The following is a 21,919-nucleotide window of genomic DNA, read 5'->3' on the forward strand; positions in this document are numbered from 1 at the left end:
TCGGCAAGCCCCCGTCCCACGACGAACTGGACATAGCCGACCGGCAGAAGCTGCCGAAGGGCACGAACGCGCCGAAGGCCGTGCGCGTCAAGGAGCTGACCGGCCGGCGCACCTCCAGTGCCCGCTTCTGGCAGCTTTCGGACGGTCGGGTCCAGGCCGAGCTGTCGGCGGTGCCGACCTCCTACCGGGACGCCAGGTCGAAGTCCTGGAAGGCCATCGACACCACCGTGCACGCGTCGGACGCACGGGGCTTCGACTTCGCCAACACCACCAACGAGGGCCGCAGCTGGTTCGGCGGCGACGCAGGCAAGCTGGTCCGCTTCCAGGCACCGGACGGCCGTTCGGTCACCCTGGGTCTGGCAGGCGCGGGCAAGAAGCTCAGGCCCACGGTCAAGGGCTCCAAGGTCACCTACCAGGACGCCGTGAACGGCGCCGACCTGGAGTACGGCGTCGGTCCGGGCCGGGTGAAGGAGAACATCACCCTTACCGAACCGCCCAGCGGCCCGGTGCGGTTCACGTTCACCCTCGACACCGCCGGCCTGACGCCGAAGGCCCGCAAGGACGGCTCGATCGCGCTGTACGGCGAGCTGCCGAACACCCCGGTGATGGTGATCCCGGCGCCGTACATGACGGACGCCAGGAAGGCGGACACCTCCGTCTTCGGCAAGACCTACAGCACGAAGGTCACGCAGAAGCTCACCCGGGACGGCACGTCCTGGAAGCTGACAGTGACCCCGGACCAGGCGTGGCTCGCTGCCAAGGAGCGGCAGTACCCGGTCGTCATCGACCCGACGATCACGATCGCGCCTTCCCCGTCGGAGTCGCAGGACACGATGGTCCTGTCGGACCAGGCGTCCACCAACTTCAACACCACCTGGAAGCTGGCGGCCGGCAAGACCGACACGGGCACCTCCCGCTCGCTGATCAAGTTCCCGCTGAGCGAGATCCCGTCGGGTACGAAGATCGACTCTGCGCGTCTGGAGATGTACTTCGACCAGGCGCACACCACCAACGCCAACGACGTCACCATCGGCGCCTACCGGGCGACCGGCGCGTGGGACGAGTCGACGGCGACCTGGTCCAACACCAGCTCCCTGGTGGGTGAGCTGTCGGGAACCAGCGTCCAGGTGGACGACGGCGACGCCGGTACCACGGCGGCGAAGGGCAGCTGGCCGCTGTCGACGTCGACCCTGGCGCAGTACGGCATCGGCGCCGACTACCGCGCGAACAAGGACTCGGTGGCCGGGGACACCTACACCTGGCAGCCGAGGATCCCGGAGACCGCCTCCTACCGCGTCGACGCGCACTACGTCGCGGCCACCGACCGCGCCACCAACGCGCCGTACACGGTGACCGGCCAGGACGGCACCGCCACCTACACGGTGAACCAGGCCTCCGGCACCAACGGCGTGTGGGCGTCGCTGAACGGTGGCACCCAGATCGACTTCAACCAGGGCACCGCCGGCAAGGTCGTCCTCGGTGACGGCCCCGCCTCCACGTCCACGGCGGTGATCGCGGACGCGGTGCGCTGGGTGAACCCGGCGTCGATCGTGAAGAACACCGGCGAGTACAACCAGTGGCACAGGTTCCCGGTCACCGACACCGTCCAGGGCTGGCTGAACGGCACGTACGCCAACAACGGCTTCGTGCTGAAGGCCGCCGACGAGTCGTCCACCGCCCCGACCGGCGGCCCGCGCTACGAGTCCGGTGACGGCGACTACGACGGCGAGACGGCCACGATCCCGCGGCTGACCGTCACCTACGGCAAGGTCGGCACCACGCTGAACTCGCCGACGGTGATCCACTCCACGGGCCCCGAGCTGAGCTGGAAGGCGTACACCAACACCACCGGCGACAGCGGCTACGACATCGCCGAGTACCAGCTGCACCGCTCCACGCAGCAGGTGTTCACGCCGTCCGCGGCGACCCTGGTCGCCCCGATCGACAAGTCGCTGACCGCGTACACGGACACCACGGCGACGCCGACCCCGGACTCCTCCTCGGCGGAGATCGGGCGGTCGTACTACTACCAGCTCGCGGTGAAGACGACGAACGGCCAGCTGCTGGGGTCGCCGACCCGGATCGTCGGCGTGCCGAAGGCGGGCCGCACGATGCGGCTGCTGCAGGGCACGACCGGGGTCACGGACACCACCCTCTCCTCGGGCCAGCCGACCACCAACGAGGACACCATCGCCTCCTTCGGGGTGGGCCAGAAGTGGCTGGAGGTGGGCAACAACTCCACCACCTACGGCAAGGCGCGCGCCGCGCTGAAGTTCACCACCAGCGCCATCCCGACCACGGCCACCGTGCTGGAGTCGCGGCTCTTCATGTGGGGCGCGGAGACCACCACCGACACCGACGGGGCGGTCTACGAACTCCACGGCCTGACCAAGGACTTCAACGAGACCCAGGCCACCTGGAACAACGCCACCTCGACGACGGCGTGGACGACGCCCGGCGGTGACTACTCCGCCACCGTCTCCGACACGGTCGCCCAGGTCTCTGAGGTCGGCCGGCACTGGTGGGACGCCACGTCCCTGACCCAGGGCTGGATCAAGACGCCGACCAGCAACAAGGGCGCCCTGATCAAGCTGAAGGACGAGTCCACCACGGGCCCCCAGGAGCGCACCCTGTTCCTGGCCTCCGAAGCCCCCGACCCGCAGCTCGGCCCGCTGCTGCGGGTGATCTACGTCGACTCCACCACGGACGACACGTACTACGCCCCGCAGACCCCGGCGCGGATGACCCCGAACTCCACGTACACGGTGGACTTCACGGTCACCAACACCACCTCCAGCGCGTGGGCGGCCGGTGAGCGCGTCCTGTCCTACACCTGGAAGCTCCCGGACGGCACGGACGTGACGACCGGCGGCAACCAGGCGTCCACGGCGATCCCGGCCCTGTCGCCGGGCCAGTCGGCGACGATCAAGGCCACGGTCAACACCCCGATCAACTCCGACAGCGGCAACAAGCGCACCGACTACGTCCTCGGCTGGGACGTGAAGAAGGTGTCGGACGGCAGCTGGCTGTCGGTCACCAACTCCAGCATCCAGCCGCTGAAGCAGAACGTGGCCGTGGAGGACCCCACCTCCAACGCGCTGGGTCTGGAGAAGTTCTACACCTACACCGGCAAGAACACCGGCGCCGGCTCGACGGTGATGAACAACCTCGCCTCGGGCAACAGCGTCTGGACGTACAACGCGTTCACCAACCCGGGCCGCGGTCTGACGACGTTCGCGCGGTTCGCGTACAACTCGCTGGACACGTCCGACACGGTGTCGGGCGCGGGCTGGTCGGCGCAGCTGGCCGGGCCCGTCCGCCTGGGCGCCCCGCTGGACTTCCACCCCAACCCGGGCCCGACCGAGATCCGCCTGCCCGACGGTGACGGCACCACGCACGTCTTCCGCAAGCAGGCCGACGGCAGCTGGAAGGCCCCGGCGGGTGTCCACTACCGCATCACGGCCAAGGCGGGCCTGGACTGCACCCCGGACAAGGACAACACCACCGACGCCTGGACGCTGCTGCGCCCGGACGGCACGCGCTTCCTGTTCGGCTGCGACGGCTACCTGACGTCGGTCGTCGACAAGAACGGCAACACGCAGACGTACACGTACGAGGAGCGCAAGTCCAACAACAAGCCGACGAAGTTCCTCACCTACATCACCGACCCGGCGGGCCGGCAGTCGCTGACGGTGGACTACTACAAGAAGGGTGACGCGTCGTACGACTACATCGACGACACGGGCGCCAAGGTCACCGGCAGCAACCTGACCAACTCCAAGATCTACGACCACGTCAAGTCCATCACGGACATCTCGGGCCGGAAGATCTCCTTCTACTACACCACCAAGGGCCTGCTGGGGCAGTTCACCGACGGTGACGGCTCCTCGCAGCCCAAGGTCTTCAAGTTCACCTACGACGCCACCCAGGGCAACAAGAACGTCAAGCTGGTCAAGGCAACGGACCCGCGTGGTCACGGCACGCAGCTGGCGTACTACGCGCCGCAGACGGGCGACGACCCGAAGTACCACTGGTGGACGAAGACCATCACCGACCGCCTCGGCGGCGACACCGGCTTCGCCTACGCGGCGGACACCGCGAACACCAAGTTCACCGACACCACGGTGACGGACGCCGAGACGCACGCCACGAAGTACGTGACGGACGACTTCGGCCGCGGCGTCCAGACCACCAACGCCAAGTCCCAGACCACCAAGATGAGCTGGGACGCGGACAACAACGTCACGTACCTGGAGGAGGACAACGGCGCCAAGACCGCTTACTGCTACGACCAGAAGACGGGCTACCCGCTCTGGCAGCGCGACGCGGAGAACAACAAGGCGGGCGTACCGGACCAGACGGCCACCTGCGTCACCGACTCCACCAAGTGGCCGGCGAACGCGGCGAAGTACGAGTACCAGACCCGCGCCGACGGCTACTCGGCCGACCTGTTCCGCAAGACATCCCCGGAGGGGCGTGCCTGGCAGTTCGGGTACGACAGCTTCGGCAACCTCAAGACGGTCACGGACCCGAAGGGCGTCGCGACCACGACGGCGGGTGACTACACCACGTCGTACGAGTACGACTCCTACGGCGAGCTGACCAAGGCGACGGACGCCAACGGCAACCCGACGACCAACAGCGACTTCGGTTCGACCGGTTACCCGAAGACCATCACGGACGCGCTGAACAACTCGACGACCTTCGTCTATGACGAGCGCGGCCAGGTCACGTCGGTCACCGACGCCTTGGGCAAAAAGACCACGCAGACGTACGACACGTTCGGCCGTCCGCTGGTCAACACGGTTCCGAAGGACCAGTCGGCGGGCACTCTGATCACGACGCCCGCACCGGTGTACGACGCCAACGACAACGTCACCACGTCGACGGCACCCAACGGCGCGGTGTCCACGGCGGTGTACGACGACGCGGACCAGATCACGTCGGCGACCGGGCCGGCGAACAACCTGACCGACCCGCGCACCTCGACGTACACCTACGACAAGGTCGGCAACCTGAAGACGACGACCGAGCCCAAGGGCACGGCGACGACGACGGATCCGACCGACTACGTCACGACGAACAACTACGACGAGATCTACCAGCTCACGTCCGTGGTCAACGCGAACGGTGACAAGGTCTCCTACGAGTACGACCGTGTCGGCAACGCCACCAAGGTCATCGACCCGAAGAAGAACGCGACCACCGACACGACCGACTACACCGCCAAGACCGACTACGACCTGGACCACCGGGTCACGGTCGTCACGGACGCGGCCGGCAAGACCACCAAGAAGGGCTACGACAAGGACGGTTTGGTCACCTCGACCACCGACGCCGAGAACAACACCACGCTGATCACCTACGACGAGCGCGGCAAGACGACCGAGGTCAAGGTCCCGCACGAGGGCACCACGACGCGGTCGACGAAGTACGAGTACGACCAGGTCGGCAACACGACCAAGGTGCTCACCCCGAGGGCGGTCGCCGCGGGCACGACCACGGCGTTCACGGCGCGTACCGAGTACGACGAGCTGAACCGCCCGGTCAAGCAGTACCAGCCCTACGACCCGGCGGACTCCCGCTACAACGACCCGAACGTCTACACCGAGACGACGTACGACAAGGTGGGCCAGGTCGCCAAGACCTCCCTGCCCCCGTCGGACGGTGAGACGGTCCGCAACGACACGACCTACACCTACTTCGACAACGGCTGGGCGAAGTCGTCCACCGACCCGTGGGACATCACCACCACCTACGACTACAACGACCTGGGCCAGCAGACCAAGCGGACCCTGACCTCGGCGGGCGGCTCCTCGGACCGCACGATGACCTGGTCGTACTACCCCGACAGTTCGCTGAAGTCCCGCGCGGACGACGGTGTCCCGGCGGGCAAGTCGGTCGTCCTGGTCGACAACTCCGACACTCAGAACACCTCCAAGACCGGCACCTGGGCCAAGGGAGACATCACCGGCCAGCAGGGCTACAACCACGAGACCCACGCGGCCGGCAGTGGCACGGACGCCTACACGTGGACGCTCAACATCCCCAAGGACGGCACGTACACCGCGTACGTGAGGTTCCCCAAGGTGACCGGCGCTGCGACCACGGCCAAGTACACGGTCACGTACGACGGCGGGACCGCCGACAAGACGATCGATCAGAACGCCACCGCCAACCAGGGCACCTGGGTCTCGCTCGGCTCCTACGCCTTCAAGCAGGGCAACGCGGCCAAGCTCCAGCTGTTCCAGAACAGCGGCGGCGCTGTTGTGGCCGATGCCGTCAAGCTCGTCCGTGACACCAGCGGCGACCCGGCCGACGCGGAGAAGGACAACTTCGCCTACTCCTACGACCTCAACGGCAACCTGACATCGATCGACGACACCTCGTCGACCGCGAAGTTCGACAACTACACGCTCACCTACACGGGCCTCAACCAGGTCCAGAAGGTCACCGAGAACCTGGCCGGCGCGGAGAAGAAGGCCACGTCGTACACGTACGACGCGAACGGCCTGTCGGACACGATCACGCACCCCGACCAGTTCTCCAAGTACACCTACGACCTGCGTGACCTGGTGAAGACGGTCTCGGTCGGCAAGTCCGCGACCGACGCGTCGCCGAAGGTGACCTCGTACACGTACACCGACCGCGGCCAGAAGCTCAAGGAGACCAAGGCCAACGGCAACACCGTCGACTACACGTACTACCTGGACGCCGCGCTGAAGTCGACGACGGAGAAGAAGCCCAACGGCACCCTCGTCGCCTCGCACACCTACGCCTACGACCCCAACGGAAACAAGTCGCAGGACGTCGCGAAGAAGATGAACGCCGACAACCACTCGGCGTACCTCGACTCCACCACGGACTACACCTACGACCCCGCCGACCGGCTCAAGCAGTCGACCAAGACCGGCAACGGCGCGGGGACGGAGACATACGTCCACGACGACAACGCCAACGTCATCAGCCAGACGGTCAAGGGCACCACAACCACCTACAACTACGACCGCAACCGACTGCTCACCGCGACGACGTCGGGCAGCACGGCGAACTACAACTACGACCCGTTCGGCCGTCAGGAATCTGTCACCTCGGGCGGCCGGATCATCGAGCGAAGCGTGTACGACGGCTTCGACCACGTCGTGGAGTCCCAGAAGATGGACGACACGGGCACGATGAAGTCCACGACGTACACCTTCGACCCGCTGGACCGCACCACCTCGAAGACCGCCAACGGCAAGACGACGGACTTCGAGTACCTGGGCCTGTCCTCCGACGTCCTGGACGAGAAGGTCGCCGGCACGCTGACCAAGTCCTACCAGTACAGCCCGTGGGGCGAGCGCCTGTCGCAGATCAAGCACAACAGCGACGGCACGACCGAAGACGGCTACTACGGCTACAACAGTCACTCCGACGTCGAGACCCTCACGGACAAGAACGGCGACACGAAGTCGACGTACGGCTACACGGCCTACGGCTCCGACGACACCTCCGACTTCACCGGCATCGACAAGCCGGACGCGGCCGACCCGACGAAGGAGGCCTACAACCCCTACCGGTTCAACGCCAAGCGCTGGGACGCCCAGTCCGGCACGTACGACATGGGTTTCCGTGACTACAGCCCCGGCCTGAACCGCTTCACCAGCCGGGACATGTACAACGGCGCCCTCGCCGACATGAACCTCGGCGCCGACCCCTACACCGGCAACCGCTACGCCTTCGGCGGTGGCAACCCCACCAGCATGGTCGAGCTCGACGGCCATCTTTCCATTCCGGGCGTGATCGGCGACATCGGCAGCGCGCTGAAGAGCGGTGCCGGAGCGTTGGAAGGCGCCCTGTCGGGCACCGCTGACGCTGCGGCGAGTACGGCGGCGAGTGGGGGCAGCCTGCTGAGCCGGCTGAGCCCCTGGGGCATCGCGGCATCCGTCTTCGCGTATGCATCCAAGCCCACGGCGACCGCGCCCGGAGGTTACCTGTCAAAGCCCGGCGCCAAGCCCGACTACAGCAAGGGCCTGTTCGTCACGCCGAAGGAGGAGAACGAGTGGCAGCCGGGGGCCGATCTTTATCCCCGGACCAAGGACGACTGCGGACAAGGCAACACCTTCGTCTACTACAGTCCACTCGACGACAAGAGCAGGGCGCAAGGCGTTCAGGCCTGTCTCAATAAGGGAGACTTTACCTACGTCGATGCGTGGACCGAGAAAACCGGGGAATTGAGCAATGACTCGGCGATCGTCGGCACCCCGGTACCGCGGCCACAGCGGAACTACCCGGAACTTGACCCCCCCGGCTTCCGAAAGGGCATGAACCGTGCTCACCTCCTGGCCAACCAGTTGGGTGGAACCGGTACGGACAGAAGGAACCTGGTCTCCCTGTGGGCTACGCCCAACGGATCCCAGATGAAGACGGTGGAGAACAAGGTGGCCCGTATGGTGGCCGCCGGTCAGACCGTGTACTACCAGGTCAATGCCCATTACACGGGAGCAAATGGAGCTCCCGACTACCTGAGCATCACCTGGGCGAACCTGACCACAGGGGCGAACTCGGGTGGGCCGATAACCATCTGGAACACCAAGGACGGCCTCCAGCCCTGAGCCGTCGTCTACCGTAGGGAGGTCTCGGGCGGGCGGCGCATCGCTCACCGCCCGCCCGAGACCTCCCGTTTCTGTTCTCCTCTCACCGCGAAAGGCCTTGATATGTGGGTCCAGCGAATTCTGGAATTTATGGGACGGGAGCCTGCCGGCATCCCCGTTGACTGGGAGGCGATCGAAAGGGAAATCGGCGCCCCACTGCCTCCGGACTACAAGGAGCTCTCCGAGGCTTTCGGTGGGGGCCTCTTCAGTGACACGGTCACCTTCCTGGCGCACGAAGAGAACAAGGCGTTCGACCTGGTGACGCGATGGCGGTCCGCTCTCGCCGCCGACCGGGACCCGCGCCTCGGCGACGTGTCCGCTGTCACGCCGTACAAGATTTACGAGCCGGGCGGCGAGGGCCTCATTTCGTGGGGATCCACAGAATGGGGTGACGAATACTTCTGGCTCATCCACTCTGCGGAATCCGGTAAATGGCCGATCTTCGCACGGGCCGGCGACATCGATCAGTGGCATACCTTTGACATGTCAACCTCGGAATTCTTGTACCGTGTCCTGACGGACACCGACTTCCACCCCTTCGGGATTGCGCAATACGCCCTTGGAGCGACATTCGAACCGGGACACACCCTGTGACTACAGGGTCCCCGGCGTTTGTCCGGCTCGCTCGACGCTGGATCGGTTGATGTCGGTGGCGAGCCCTGTAGGCGCACACGGACCATGTGGGTCATGGAGTTTTTTACGCTTCACAACGAAGGTCCCCCGCAGCGACGGCCGGGCAGGTGCCGGACGTTCGTCAGTAGTTCCGTCAGCGCCGGTTCCGTCGCGTCGGGGCGAATAAGCAGAGAGATCGTGTTATGTGGGTGGACTCCCTTCTCGGTGCCACAGGTCGTGACGCGCGGAACGCCGCGCAGCCCTGGGCGGAGATCGAAGCCGAACTGGGCACCGCGCTGCCCGGTGACTACAAGCAGCTGTGCCAGGCGTTCGGTGTCGGCGAGTTCTCGCAGGCGGTGTGGGCGCTGTGCGCCGACGAGACCGGAGTGCTGGATCTGCTGAGGACGTGGCGCTTCGTGCTGTCGCACGGTTCGGACGGCCCCTTCGCGCCCTACCGGATCCATGCGCCCGGGACGACGGGTGGTCTGATTCCGTGGGGTGGCTCGCGTGCGGCCGAGTCGTTCTACTGGCAGGTCACGGACGGTCCAGTCGACGCATGGCCGGTCCTGGCCAAAATGGAGGACGCCGAGGACTGGGACCGCTATGAGATGACCGCCACCGAGTTCCTCTACCGGATCCTCACCGATCCCGGATTCCGGCCCTACACCGTGGCCGATTCCGTGCCCGAGCCGTTCTTCGAGCCTGCCTAAAGGGTGACTGGGGTGCCGCGCGGTAGCGCACCCCAAGCCCCTCCCCCGGCAGACCAGTTACGTCGTTCATGCCACCACCACGCGACGGATCGCATACGCTCGACTACGCAGCGAAACCGACACCGCGAGGTGTGGCAGGCCGGAGGTACGACGTGGCCAACGTCCAGAATCTCGACCCCACCGCTTCCCCGCTGGACTACTACGGCTGGGAACTGCGCCGTCACCGTGAGGCCGCGGGCCTGAGCCAGGGGCAGCTCGGCGAGATCATCTTCTGCACGGGGTCGTTGATCGGCCAGATCGAGACCACGAGAAAGGTCCCCACACGGGATTTCTCCGAACGCGTGGACGCCGCGCTGGGCACGGACGGTCTTTTCTCCCGCCTCATCGGGCTGGTCCTGCGCAGCCAACTGCCCACCTGGTTCCAGCCGTACGCGGAGATGGAAGCGAAGGCTACGTACATCTCCACGTATCAGGCGCAGGTGGTGTACGGGCTGTTGCAGACGGAGGAGTACGCGCGGTCGGTGCTCGCCACCGGCATGCCGGACGACCTCGACGGCCTGGTCGCGGCCCGCATGGAGCGCCAGCGCATCCTGGAGCGGGAGCAGCCGCCGCTCGCCTGGGTGGTCCTGGACGAGGCCGTACTGCTCCGGCCGATCGGGAGCAGCGACGTCATGCGGCGCCAACTCGCCCACCTGCTGGAGTTCACCCGTCACCGCTGGATGCACATCCAGGTGCTGCCGAACTCGGCGGGTGAACACGCCAGCCTGGACGGGGCGTTCAACCTGCTCCGCTTCGACGACGATCCGGACATCATCTACACCGAGGACCTCATCTCGGGCCATATGACCGCCAGCCCCGAGACGGTCAGGGAGGCAGCACTCCGTTACGCTCGCTTGCAGGCCGCGGCCCTCTCCGTGAAGGATTCGGCGGTACTGATCACGCGTGTGATGGAGGAACGCTATGGAAACCGCTCCCAGCCCGTGGAACGCCCCCCAATGGCGTAAGTCCAGCTACAGCGGCAGCACCGGCGGTGATTGCGTCGAGGTCGCCGACAACTACCCGGCCCCCGCCGTCCCCGTCCGCGACAGCAAGAACCCCGCCGGCCCCGTCGTCATCGTCGGCGCAGCCGCCTGGCAGGCCTTCGTCGACGGGCTGCGCTAACCCTCGCGCACCGCGTACGCCAGTACCCGTTCGCTCAGCAGCTCCTCGACCTCGTCGAGGAGCTGAAGCGTTTCCCGGGACACCTCCGCCGGCTTCCGCTCCTTGAGCATCTCGCGGCCGATGGAGGCGAACACCGTCGCGTAGATCCAGCAGATCTGGCCGGCCATCAGGTCCGGCAGCGGATCGTCCCCGGCGGCGCCGGTCTCCTCGTACAGGGCCGCCTTCAAGTTGTCGTGGCTCTCCTGCTGGAGGCTCCACAACCGGGAGCGCAGGGTCGGCGCCTCGTGGATGACGCGCATGAAGCGGCTGTAGCCCTCCATCAGGCCGACGCGCGGTGAGACGGCCTCGACCTCCTCGCGCAGTTCCCGCAGGACGGCGCGCGCGGCGGACTCGCCGACGTCCCGGCCCCGGACCCAGCGGGCCAGCCTGTCGACCACGCCGGCCGAGCGGTCCAGGAAGAGGTCCTCTTTGGCGGGGAAGTAGTTGTAGACGGTGTTGACGGAGACGTTCGCCGCCTCGGCGACCTCCGCGACCGTCACCGCCTCGAAGCCGCGCTCCAGGAACAGACCCGTGGCGACATCCGAGATGTACTGCCGGGTCTGCCGCTTCTTCCGCTCCCTGAGCCCCTCTGCCATGCCCCCATCCTAACTTCGCTGGGGCCGCTCAAAACTTGGAGCCGTTGCAAAATTTCAGGGACTCTGTTTTTCTGGGGAGCATGCCAGCAGTCATCAGCGCGGCCGGACTGGCGCGCACCTTCACGACCAAGCACGGCCCCGTCGAGGCCGTGCGCGGCATCGACCTCACCGTCCACGAGGGCGAGATCCTCGGCTTCCTCGGCCCCAACGGCGCCGGGAAGACCACCACCCTGCGGATGCTGACCACCCTGCTGAAGCCGACGGGCGGCACCGCCACCGTCGCCGGGCACGACCTGGCGACCGACCCGGTCGGTGTGCGCCGGGCCTGCGGTTACGTCGCCCAGTCCGGCGGCGTGGACCCGCAGATCAGCGTCCGGGAGGAGCTGGTCACCCAGGGCCGGATGTATCGGCTGACGCAGGGCGAAGCCGTCGCACGCACCCACGAGCTGGCGCGTGACCTAGACCTCACCGAGCTGCTCGACCGCACGTGCGGCGCGCTCTCCGGTGGTCAGCGGCGCCGGCTGGACATCGCGATGGCGCTCACCCACCGCCCCCGGGTGCTCTTCCTCGACGAGCCCACCACCGGCCTCGACCCCGGCAGCCGCGCCGACCTGTGGGACCTGGTGCGACGGCTGCGTGACGAGCACGGCACGACCGTCTTCCTCACCACGCACTACCTGGACGAGGCCGACGCCCTCTCCGACCGCCTGGTGATCGTCGACAAGGGCACGGTCGTCGCCGAGGGCACCCCGACCGCGCTCAAGCTCCGGTACGGCGGCTCGATCGACGCCACCCTCCAGGACACCTTCCTCGCCATCACCGGCCGGGGTGCCGCCCCGGCCGACGCCGCCCCCGTAGCCGTATAGGACACCCGGACAGATGCTGCTCCACGACACCGGCCTCATCTACGGCCGCTATCTGCGCCAGACCCTGCGCTCCCGCTTCGCGATGCTCTTCGGCGTGCTGATGCCGCTGCTGTACCTGCTGTTCTTCGGGCCGCTGCTCACCGATCTGCCGCTGGGCGGCAAGGGCAGCTCCTGGCAGGTGCTGGTGCCCGGACTGCTGCTCCAGCTGGGCCTGTTCGGCGCCCTGTTCGCCGGCTTCATGATCATCCTGGAGAACGGCCAGGGTGTGGTCGAGCGGATGCGGGTCACGCCCGTCAGCCGGCTCGCGCTCCTGCTCGGCCGTGTCCTGCGGGACGCCACGGTATTCGTGTTCCAGGCGGTGCTGCTGGTGCTCGCCGCCCTGGTGATGGGACTGCGGGCTCCGCTGCCCGGCGTGCTCATCGGCTTCGCGTTCGTCGCCCTGCTCACCGTGTCCCTGGCGTCGCTGTCGTACGCGGTGGCGATGAAGGTGCGCAGCCCGCAGGAGTTCGGGCCGCTGATCAACGCCGTCTCCATGCCGTCGATGCTGCTGTCCGGGCTGATGCTGCCGATGACGCTGGCGCCGGGCTGGCTGGACGTCCTGTCCCACTTCGTACCGTTCCGCTATCTGGTGGACGCCATGCGCGACGCGTACGTCGGCGAGTACGCGACCGCGCACATGCTGTACGGCACCCTGGTGGCCGTCGGTTTCACGGCGCTCGCCGTGACGGTGGGCACACGAGTGTTCCGGAAGGCCGGCGCGTAACTACGCTGGCCGCATGGTCAATCTGACGCGCATCTACACGAGGACCGGCGACCAGGGCACCACCGCCCTCGGCGACATGAGCCGGGTCCCCAAGACCGACCTGCGCATCGCCGCGTACGCCGACGCCAACGAGGCCAACGCGGTGATCGGCACGGCGATCGCGCTGGGCAGCCTCGATCAGGAGGTCGTCAAGGTCCTCACCCGCGTGCAGAACGACCTGTTCGACGTGGGCGCGGACCTGTCGACGCCGGTCGTGGAGAACCCCGAGTTCCCGCCGCTGCGGGTCGAGCAGTTCTACATCGACCGGCTGGAGGCGGACTGCGACCGCTTCAACGAGCGGCTGGAGAAGCTGCGCTCCTTCATCCTGCCGGGCGGCACCCCGGGCGCGGCCCTGCTGCACCAGGCGTGCACGGTGGTACGGCGGGCCGAGCGCTCGACGTGGGCGGCCCTGGAGGTCCACGGCGAGATCATGAACCCCCTCACCGCGACCTACCTCAACCGCCTCTCCGACCTCCTGTTCATCCTGGCCCGCACGGCGAACAAGGAGACCGGCGACGTGCTGTGGGTACCGGGCGGGGATCGCTAGCGCTCCCGCTTGGGAAACAGGGTGTAGCTCGCGGCGATCACCACGTTGATGCCGATCACCCACAGCATGCGCAGCTGCCACGCCCGCAGCGAACCGGTCTCGCCCTCGCCGCCGACGTACCAGACCGCACCCTGCAACAGGGCCACGGCCACCAGCGCCGCCAGGATCCAGCGGCCCGCGACCTTCCACTCGTGGACGGCGCGGGCCGTGCCGTACTTCGGGGGCTTGACCGGGGACGGGCCGCCGGTGAAGCGGTGGGCGACCCGGGCGTCGGCCCACTTGACGGTGGAGTGACCGAGGCCGACGGTGAAGCCGATGTAGACGGCGGCGAGGCCGTGCCGCCAGTCGGGTTCGGCACCGTTCTTGAGGTCGATCGCGGTCACGGCGAGGAGCACGATCTCCAGCAGCGGCTCGCACAGCAGCAGCGCGAGACCGGTGCGCGGCATCCGCAGGGCGTATCGGAAGGCCAGTCCGGCCGCCAGCAGTACCCAGAACGCCACCTCACAGGCGACGATCATTCCGACGATCACGGCTCGCTCCCTTCGCTCACCCGCCCAGGCTCCCGTGGGCCGGCGCGCTCGTCGTCGTCGCCGCTGACGAGACCGTCGTAAGCGAAAGTCGCAGTCCGGGACCCTCCCCGGGACGCACGCGGAGCGGCCGGGGGCCGTGTTGGATGGGGGCATGCCCCTCGCACCGCCCCGGCCGCACCGTGACGACTGGAGCATCGCCGTGGGCGGGCTGCTCGGCGGGGTGCTGATGTGGGCGCTCGGGATCCACCCGCGCCCGGCCTCGGACCCGCTCGTGCTCTGGCACGCGCCCTGGGCCCCGCTGGTGCCGTTGGCGGTGACCGTCGCCTGCGAGCCGCTGCGCCGCACCCGGCCCCGCCTCGGCCTGCTGATCGGCACGGCCGCGCTGACCCTGGACACGGTGACCGTCGGCAGCATCGTCACCGTCGTGCTGTACACGGACCTGATGTACGCGGCCGTCCTGTACGGCACCCCGGCCTCCGCCCGCCGCATCCCCTGGGTCACCGGGATGCTGACGGTCCTCGGCGGCCTGGTGCCCGCCGCCCTCTGGCGCGATCCGCAGGCCCTGCTGATCGGTGTCGCCGTCGGCGTGGTGGCGTTCGCGCCCGCCGCCACCGGCTGGGTGGTGCGCAACCACCGCGACGCCGCCGAGGCGGCCCGGCTGCGCGCCGAACAGACCGCGCTGCTCGCCGAGATGGACCGCACCCAGGCCGTCACCGCCGAACGTGCCCGTTTCGCCCGGGAGTTGCACGACATGGTCGCCAACCACCTGTCCGCGATCGCCATCCACTCCACGGCCGCGCTCTCCCTGGACGATCCGGGGACCTCCAGGGACGCCCTGGCCGTGATCCGGGAGAACAGCGTCGAGGGACTGGCCGAGATGCGACGGCTGATCGGGATCCTCCGGGACAGCAGCGGTGACCTGGAGCCTTCCGCCATCCCCACCCTGGACGGTCTCGCCGCTCTGGTCGAGGGCGCCCGCGCCAACGGCCTGGACGTCACCCTGGACGCGGGCCACGACCGGGTGCCCGCGCCGGTCGAGCTGGCCGCCTACCGGATCGTGCAGGAGTCGCTGACCAACGCCCTGAAGCACGCGGCCGAGGGGCGGGTCGATGTCGTCCTCCGCCGGGAGAACGACACCCTGCACGTCGGGGTGACGAGCCCCTACCGCCCCGGCGACACCGCCCGCGCACCCGGCTCGGGCTCCGGTCTCACCGGGATGCGGGAGCGCTCCGCGCTGCTCGGCGGGCGTTTCGAGGCGGGGCCCGAGGATGGCCGGTGGGCCGTACGCACCACGCTTCCGCTGACCGAAGGAGACCCCGCATGATCCGTGTCCTGGTCGCCGAGGACCAGTCCGCCGTCCGCGCCGGGCTCGTCCTGATCCTGCGCAGCGCGCCCGACATCGACGTGGTCGGCGAGGCGGAGGACGGGCTGCGGGCGGTCGAACTGGCCCGGAGCACCAGGCCGGACCTGGTGCTGATGGACATTCAGATGCCGCGCCTGGACGGGGTGTCGGCGACTCGGCAGATCGTCGCCGAGCAGCTCGCGGACGTGCTCGTGCTGACCACCTTCGACCTCGACGAGTATGTGTTCGGGGCGCTGCGGGCCGGGGCGGCCGGGTTCCTGCTGAAGCACGCCGAGGCGAAGGATCTGCTGCGGGCGGTGCGGACGGTGGCCCGCGGGGAGGGGATCGTCGCGCCGGCCGTGACCCGGCGGCTGATCGCGGAGTTCGCCGCGGTACCGGTGCGGGAGGCGAAGGCCGACCCGGCTGTGCCGGCGGGGCTGACCCGGCGCGAGCGGGAGGTGTGGTCGTGCGTCGGCGAGGGGCTGTCCAACGCCGAGATCGCCGAGCGGCTGCGGATGGCGGAGGGCACGGTGAAGACACACGTCAGCCGTCTGCTGGCCAAGCTGGAGCTGCGCAGCCGGGTCCAAGCGGCCGTGCTCGCACAGGAGTTGGGGGTCTAGCGGGCCCAGGGAGGCTAGTGGTCCAGACCTATTGACCTGTGGTCCAGACCTTTCTACTCTCGCAGCACCGCGGGTGTGAAGGCTCAGTCACGCCCCTGACACCCCCAACGAAGAGGGAGGCGCAGCATGCGCTTCAGACACAGAGCCGCGGCAGGGTTCGCGACCCTGTTGCTCCCCCTGGCCGGCCTCGTCGGTCTCGCGAGCCCCGCCCAGGCCGCGACCAACGCGACGGCGAGCTTCACCAAGACCAGCGACTGGGGAACCGGCTTCGGCGGCCAGTGGACCATCAAGAACACCGGTACCGCCGGTATCAGCTCCTGGACCGTCGAGTGGGACTTCCCCTCCGGCACGTCCGTCACCTCCGCCTGGGACGCCGACGTCACGAACTCCGGCACCCACTGGACCGCCAGGAACAAGTCCTACAACGGCACCCTCGCTCCCGGCGCCTCGGTCTCCTTCGGCTTCAACGGGGCGGGCTCCGGCTCCCCCTCCAACTGCAAGCTGAACGGCGACAGTTGCGACGGTACGACGGTCCCGGGTGACGCGGCGCCCTCCGCCCCCGGCACGCCGACCGCCTCCGGTATCACCGACACCTCGGTGAAGCTGAGCTGGAGCGCGGCCACCGACGACAAGGGCGTCAAGAACTACGACGTCCTGCGCGACGGCGCCAAGGTCGCCACCGTGACGACCACCTCGTACACCGACACCGGCCTGACCGCCGGCACCGACTACTCCTACACCGTGCGGGCCCGCGACACCGCCGACCAGACCGGCCCGGTCAGCGGCGCGGTCGCCGTGCACACCACCGGCGGCGGCACCACTCCCCCGCCCACCGGCGACAAGGTCAAGCTCGGCTACTTCACCGAGTGGGGCATCTACGGCCGCAACTACAACGTCAAGAACCTGGTGACGTCCGGCTCCGCCTCCAAGATCACGCACATCAACTACGCCTTCGGCAACGTCACCGGCGGCAAGTGCGCGATCGGCGACTCCTACGCCGACTACGACAAGGCCTTCACCGCCGACCAGTCCGTCAGCGGCGTCGCCGACACCTGGGACCAGCCGCTGCGCGGCAACTTCAACCAGCTGCGCCAGCTGAAGGCCAAGTACCCGAACATCAAGGTGCTGTGGTCCTTCGGCGGCTGGACCTGGTCCGGTGGCTTCGGCGAGGCCGCGAAGAACCCGGCCGCCTTCGCGCAGTCCTGCTACGACCTGGTCGAGGACCCGCGCTGGGCCGACGTGTTCGACGGCATCGACATCGACTGGGAGTACCCGAACGCCTGCGGGCTCAGCTGCGACACCAGCGGGACTGCGGCCTACAAGAACCTGATGTCCGCGCTGCGCGCCAAGTTCGGCTCGAACAACCTGGTCACCGCTGCCACCACGGCCGACGGCTCCTCCGGCGGCAAGATCGAGGCCGCGGACTACGCGGGCGCCGCCCAGTACGTCGACTGGTACAACGTGATGACGTACGACTTCTTCGGCGCCTGGGACGCCCAGGGCCCGACCGCCCCGCACTCCCCGCTCACCTCGTACTCCGGCATCCCGAAGGCGGGCTTCACCACCGCCGACGCGATGGCCAAGTTCAAGGCGATCGGCGTCCCCGCGAAGAAGCTGCTCATCGGCATCGGCTTCTACGGCCGCGGCTGGACCGGCGTCACCCAGGACGCCCCGGGCGGCACGGCCACGGGCCCGGCGGCCGGCACCTACGAGCAGGGCATCGAGGACTACAAGGTCCTGAAGACGTCCTGCCCGGCCACCGGCACGATCGCCGGCACCGCCTACGCGCACTGCGGCAGCAACTGGTGGTCGTACGACACTCCCGCCACCATCGCCTCGAAGATGACGTGGGCCAAGAACCAGGGCCTCGGCGGCGCCTTCTTCTGGGAGTTCAGCGGCGACACCAGCAACGGTGAACTGGTGAACGCCATCAGCAGCAACCTGTGAAAAACCCGCCTGAGCGACGTTGACGCTCCCCCACACAGCGAGTGAATGCGGCTACGCCACATTCACTCGCTGTCCGGGCGGGGCTGCTTCCAGCCACGCGAGAAACCCGGTCAGCGCGTCCTCGCTCATGGCGAGTTCGAGGCGCGTGCCCCGGTGCGTACAGGCCAGCACCACCGCGTCGGACAGCAGCGCCAGCTCCTCCTCGCCCTCGGGCAGCCGGCGGCCGGCCACCTCGATCTGCGCGCGCTCCAGGGTGCGGCGGGGGCGGGGGGCGTAGGAGAAGACGCGGTACCACTCGATGCGGTCGCCGTTGTAGCGGGCGACGCCGTAGCTCCAGCCCTTCCCGCCGGCGTCCGGTTTCTCGGCCACGTCCCAGCGCAGGGAACAGTCGAAGGTCCCGCCGGAGCGCTGGATCAGCCTGCGGCGCAGTCCGAACAGGAACAGCCCCACCACCACGAGCGCGACCACGATCCCGCACACAGTCAGAGCGAGGACCATCGGCACCGACCTCCTCGTCTCCTAGGTAGGGGAACTGCTTCTGCAACTGAGTAATGAAACGTAAAAGACACCCACATCTGCCTCAGCCGCGACCGGCACCGGATTGCTCCGGGCCGGCCGCGGCTGAGTGACGTCAACGTACAGCGCGGCAGGTTCAGCGCGCCGTCGCCGCACGGAGGCGGACGTCCGCGCGACGCTCGGCGGCGGCGTCGCCCTCCGCCTTCGCGCGCTCCAGCTCCCGCTCCGTGCGCTGGACATCGATCTCGTCCGACAGCTCGGCGATCTCGGCCAGCAGCGACAGCTTGTTGTCCGCGAACGAGATGAAACCGCCGTGCACCGCGGCGACGACCGTTCCACCTTCACTCGTACGGATGGTCACCGGGCCCGACTCCAGCACACCGAGCAGCGGCTGGTGACCGGGCATGACGCCGATGTCGCCGGACGTGGTGCGCGCGACGACCAGGGTGGCCTCGCCGGACCAGACCTGGCGGTCGGCGGCGACCAGCTCGACGTGCAGCTCAGCAGCCAAGGGTGGCTCCTCGGGTCACCACCCGGCGGTAGTGCCGGGTGTTGGGTCAATTCTACGGGGCGTGGATGAGGGGGCGGGACGGGACCCGCCCCCTCAGTCAGAGCACAGGGCTCAGGAGACGCCCAGCTCCTTGGCGTTGGCCTTGAGGTCCTCGAGGCCACCGCACATGAAGAACGCCTGCTCGGGGAAGTGGTCGTACTCACCGTCGCAGATCGCGTTGAACGCGGCGATCGACTCGTCGAGCGGCACGTCCGAACCGTCCACGCCGGTGAACTGCTTGGCGACGTGGGTGTTCTGGGACAGGAAGCGCTCCACACGACGGGCACGGTGGACGACGAGCTTGTCCTCCTCGCCCAGCTCGTCGATACCGAGGATCGCGATGATGTCCTGGAGGTCCTTGTACTTCTGCAGGATCGTCTTCACGCGCATGGCCGCGTTGTAGTGGTCCTGCGTGATGTAGCGCGGGTCCAGGATCCGGGACGTGGAGTCCAGCGGGTCCACGGCCGGGTAGATGCCCTTCTCGGAGATCGGACGGGACAGAACCGTCGTCGCGTCGAGGTGGGCGAAGGTGGTGGCCGGGGCCGGGTCGGTCAGGTCGTCGGCGGGGACGTAGATCGCCTGCATCGAGGTGATCGAGTGACCGCGGGTCGAGGTGATGCGCTCCTGCAGGAGGCCCATCTCGTCGGCCAGGTTCGGCTGGTAACCCACCGCGGACGGCATACGGCCGAGCAGGGTGGAGACCTCGGAACCGGCCTGCGTGAAGCGGAAGATGTTGTCGATGAAGAACAGCACGTCCTGCTTCTGGACGTCACGGAAGTACTCGGCCATGGTCAGGCCGGCCAGCGCGACGCGCAGACGGGTGCCCGGGGGCTCGTCCATCTGACCGAAGACCAGCGCGGTCTTGTCGATGACGCCCGAGTCGGTCATCTCCTCGATGAGGTCGTTGCCCTCGCGGGTGCGCTCGCCCACACCGGCGAACACGGAGACACCGTCGTGGTTGTTGGCGACACGGTAGATCATCTCCTGGATGAGCACCGTCTTGCCGACGCCGGCGCCGCCGAACAGACCGATCTTGCCGCCCTTGACGTACGGGGTGAGCAGGTCGATGACCTTGACGCCCGTCTCGAACATCTCGGTCTTGGACTCGAGCTCGTCGAAGTTCGGGGCCTTGCGGTGGATCGGCCAGCGCTCGCCGTCGTAGGTCTCGTCGACGTTCAGCACCTCGCCGAGGGTGTTGAACACCTTGCCCTTGGTGAAGTCGCCGACCGGCACCGAGATCGGCGCGCCGGTGTCGACGACCGGGGCCTGGCGGACCAGACCGTCGGTCGGCTGCATGGAGATGGTGCGCACCAGACCGTCACCCAGGTGCTGGGCGACCTCCAGGGTCAGCGTCTTCTTCTCGCCGGCGTTGGCCGGGTCGGCCACCTCGACGTGCAGGGCCTGGTAGATGTCCGGCATCGCGTCGACGGGGAACTCCACGTCGACGACCGGGCCGATGACCCGGGCGACGCGGCCCGTAGCCGTCGCGGTCTCAACAGTGGTGGTCATTTATCGGTCACTCCCCGCGGTCGCGTCGGCCAGGGCGCTCGCGCCACCGACGATCTCGCTGATTTCCTGGGTGATTTCGGCCTGGCGGGCCGCGTTGGCAAGACGGGAGAGCGTGTTGATCAGCTCACCCGCGTTGTCGGTGGCCGACTTCATCGCGCGCCGCGTGGCGGCGTGCTTCGAAGCGGCCGACTGGAGCAGCGCGTTGTAGATACGACTCTCCACGTAGCGCGGCAGCAGGGCGTCGAGGACGTCCTCCGCCGACGGCTCGAAGTCGTACAGCGGGAGGATCTCGCCCTGCGGCTTGCCCTCCTGCGCGACCTCGTCGAGGCGCAGCGGCAGCAGCCGGGCGTCGAGCGCCGTCTGCGTCATCATCGAGACGAACTCGGTGAAGACGATGTGGAGTTCGTCCACACCACCCTCGGCCGTGTCCTTCTCGATGGCCTCGATCAGGGGCGCCGCCACCTTCTTGGCGTCCGCGTACGTCGGCTCGTCGGTGAAGCCGCTCCACGACTCCGCGACCTTGCGCTCACGGAAGTTGTAGTGGGCGACACCGCGCCGGCCGACGATGTACGTGTCGACCTGCTTGCCCTCGCGCTCCAGGCGCGCGGTCAGCTGCTCCGCCGCCTTGATGGCGTTGGAGTTGAAGGCGCCGGCCAGACCGCGGTCGCTCGTCAGGAGCAGGACCGCGGCACGGGTCGGGTTCTCGGCCTCCGTGGTGAGCGGGTGCTTGGTGTTCGAACCCGTACCGACCGCCGTGACCGCGCGCGTCAGCTCGGTCGCGTACGGCGTGGAGGCCGCCACCTTGCGCTGCGCCTTGACGACGCGCGAGGCGGCGATCATCTCCATCGCCTTGGTGATCTTCTTGGTCGCGCTGACGGATCGGATGCGACGCTTGTAGACCCGGAGCTGGGCTCCCATGAGTCAGGTCCCTTCCTTACG

At 68.0% G+C, this 21,919-nt stretch carries 17 protein-coding genes; 11 read left to right on the forward strand and 6 right to left on the reverse strand.

Annotated elements, in window-relative coordinates; translation table 11 throughout:
* Positions 1-833 precede the first annotated feature (833 nt).
* The 5 genes from ACGFRF_RS08335 (at position 834) to ACGFRF_RS08355 (ending at position 11,116) form a co-directional block, all read left to right on the forward strand.
* The gene (locus ACGFRF_RS08335; protein ID WP_393738296.1) at positions 834-8,594 is read left to right on the forward strand and encodes a DNRLRE domain-containing protein; all 7,761 of its coding nucleotides are present in this window, start codon (positions 834-836) and stop codon (positions 8,592-8,594) included.
* 129 nt (positions 8,595-8,723) lie between these two features.
* Positions 8,724-9,227: an SMI1/KNR4 family protein gene (locus ACGFRF_RS08340; RefSeq protein WP_393737833.1), complete on the forward strand. Its 504-nt coding sequence runs from the start codon at positions 8,724-8,726 to the stop codon at positions 9,225-9,227.
* A 227-nt stretch (positions 9,228-9,454) separates the two neighbouring features.
* On the forward strand, positions 9,455-9,955 hold the full coding sequence (locus tag ACGFRF_RS08345) for a hypothetical protein (RefSeq protein ID WP_393737834.1): 501 nt from the start codon (positions 9,455-9,457) through the stop codon (positions 9,953-9,955).
* Positions 9,956-10,107: 152 nt separating this feature from the next.
* The gene (locus ACGFRF_RS08350) at positions 10,108-10,959 is read left to right on the forward strand and encodes a helix-turn-helix domain-containing protein (RefSeq protein WP_393737835.1); all 852 of its coding nucleotides are present in this window, start codon (positions 10,108-10,110) and stop codon (positions 10,957-10,959) included.
* Positions 10,916-11,116: a DUF397 domain-containing protein gene (locus ACGFRF_RS08355; protein WP_393737836.1), complete on the forward strand. Its 201-nt coding sequence runs from the start codon at positions 10,916-10,918 to the stop codon at positions 11,114-11,116. Before ACGFRF_RS08350 ends, ACGFRF_RS08355 begins: the two co-directional genes overlap by 44 nt.
* Here ACGFRF_RS08355 and ACGFRF_RS08360 read toward each other — a convergent pair.
* Entirely contained in the window at positions 11,113-11,751 is a 639-nt protein-coding gene (locus ACGFRF_RS08360) for a TetR/AcrR family transcriptional regulator (RefSeq protein ID WP_393737837.1), read from the reverse strand. The genes ACGFRF_RS08355 and ACGFRF_RS08360 overlap by 4 nt on opposite strands.
* Before the next feature lie 80 nt (positions 11,752-11,831).
* On the opposite strand from ACGFRF_RS08360, the gene ACGFRF_RS08365 reads away from it, so the two are divergent.
* The 3 genes from ACGFRF_RS08365 to ACGFRF_RS08375 are packed head-to-tail and all read left to right on the forward strand — an operon-like array spanning position 11,832 to position 13,966.
* Positions 11,832-12,617: an ABC transporter ATP-binding protein gene (locus ACGFRF_RS08365; RefSeq protein WP_393737838.1), complete on the forward strand. Its 786-nt coding sequence runs from the start codon at positions 11,832-11,834 to the stop codon at positions 12,615-12,617.
* 13 nt (positions 12,618-12,630) lie between these two features.
* Positions 12,631-13,380 (forward strand): ABC transporter permease, encoded by a 750-nt coding sequence (locus ACGFRF_RS08370; protein ID WP_393737839.1) that lies wholly within the window; start codon positions 12,631-12,633, stop codon positions 13,378-13,380.
* A 13-nt stretch (positions 13,381-13,393) separates the two neighbouring features.
* Positions 13,394-13,966 carry a cob(I)yrinic acid a,c-diamide adenosyltransferase gene (locus ACGFRF_RS08375; RefSeq protein WP_393737840.1) on the forward strand — a complete coding sequence of 191 codons (573 nt, stop codon included), beginning with the start codon at positions 13,394-13,396 and terminating at the stop codon, positions 13,964-13,966.
* Here the strand turns inward: ACGFRF_RS08375 and ACGFRF_RS08380 are convergent.
* On the reverse strand, positions 13,963-14,496 hold the full coding sequence (locus ACGFRF_RS08380; RefSeq protein ID WP_393737841.1) for a hypothetical protein: 534 nt from the start codon (positions 14,494-14,496) through the stop codon (positions 13,963-13,965). The two genes, ACGFRF_RS08375 and ACGFRF_RS08380, sit on opposite strands and share 4 nt — an antisense overlap.
* Positions 14,497-14,647: 151 nt before the next feature.
* Here ACGFRF_RS08380 and ACGFRF_RS08385 point away from each other — a divergent pair, with 151 nt between their 5' ends.
* From ACGFRF_RS08385 to ACGFRF_RS08395, 3 genes are all read left to right on the forward strand, one after another.
* Positions 14,648-15,820: a sensor histidine kinase gene (locus tag ACGFRF_RS08385; protein WP_393737842.1), complete on the forward strand. Its 1,173-nt coding sequence runs from the start codon at positions 14,648-14,650 to the stop codon at positions 15,818-15,820.
* On the forward strand, positions 15,817-16,458 hold the full coding sequence (locus tag ACGFRF_RS08390; protein WP_393737843.1) for a response regulator: 642 nt from the start codon (positions 15,817-15,819) through the stop codon (positions 16,456-16,458). The genes ACGFRF_RS08385 and ACGFRF_RS08390 overlap by 4 nt, the downstream gene beginning before the upstream one ends.
* A gap of 126 nt (positions 16,459-16,584) precedes the next feature.
* Positions 16,585-18,405: a glycosyl hydrolase family 18 protein gene (locus ACGFRF_RS08395; protein WP_393737844.1), complete on the forward strand. Its 1,821-nt coding sequence runs from the start codon at positions 16,585-16,587 to the stop codon at positions 18,403-18,405.
* Between the two features lie 51 nt (positions 18,406-18,456).
* Here the strand turns inward: ACGFRF_RS08395 and ACGFRF_RS08400 are convergent, their stop codons facing one another.
* From ACGFRF_RS08400 to ACGFRF_RS08415, 4 genes are all read right to left on the reverse strand, one after another.
* Positions 18,457-18,903, reverse strand: coding sequence for a DUF2550 domain-containing protein (locus ACGFRF_RS08400; protein WP_393737845.1), 447 nt, complete (start codon positions 18,901-18,903; stop codon positions 18,457-18,459).
* 154 nt (positions 18,904-19,057) lie between these two features.
* Complete coding sequence (locus ACGFRF_RS08405; RefSeq protein WP_030610105.1) at positions 19,058-19,432, reverse strand: F0F1 ATP synthase subunit epsilon; 375 nt, start codon at positions 19,430-19,432, stop codon at positions 19,058-19,060.
* A gap of 111 nt (positions 19,433-19,543) precedes the next feature.
* On the reverse strand, positions 19,544-20,980 hold the full coding sequence (atpD, locus tag ACGFRF_RS08410) for a F0F1 ATP synthase subunit beta (protein WP_393737846.1): 1,437 nt from the start codon (positions 20,978-20,980) through the stop codon (positions 19,544-19,546).
* Entirely contained in the window at positions 20,981-21,898 is a 918-nt protein-coding gene (locus ACGFRF_RS08415; protein ID WP_393737847.1) for a F0F1 ATP synthase subunit gamma, read from the reverse strand.
* Positions 21,899-21,919: the final 21 nt, after the last annotated feature.

The sequence above is a fragment of the Streptomyces sp. NPDC048521 genome, from assembly GCF_043199855.1.
GTDB lineage: Bacteria > Actinomycetota > Actinomycetes > Streptomycetales > Streptomycetaceae > Streptomyces.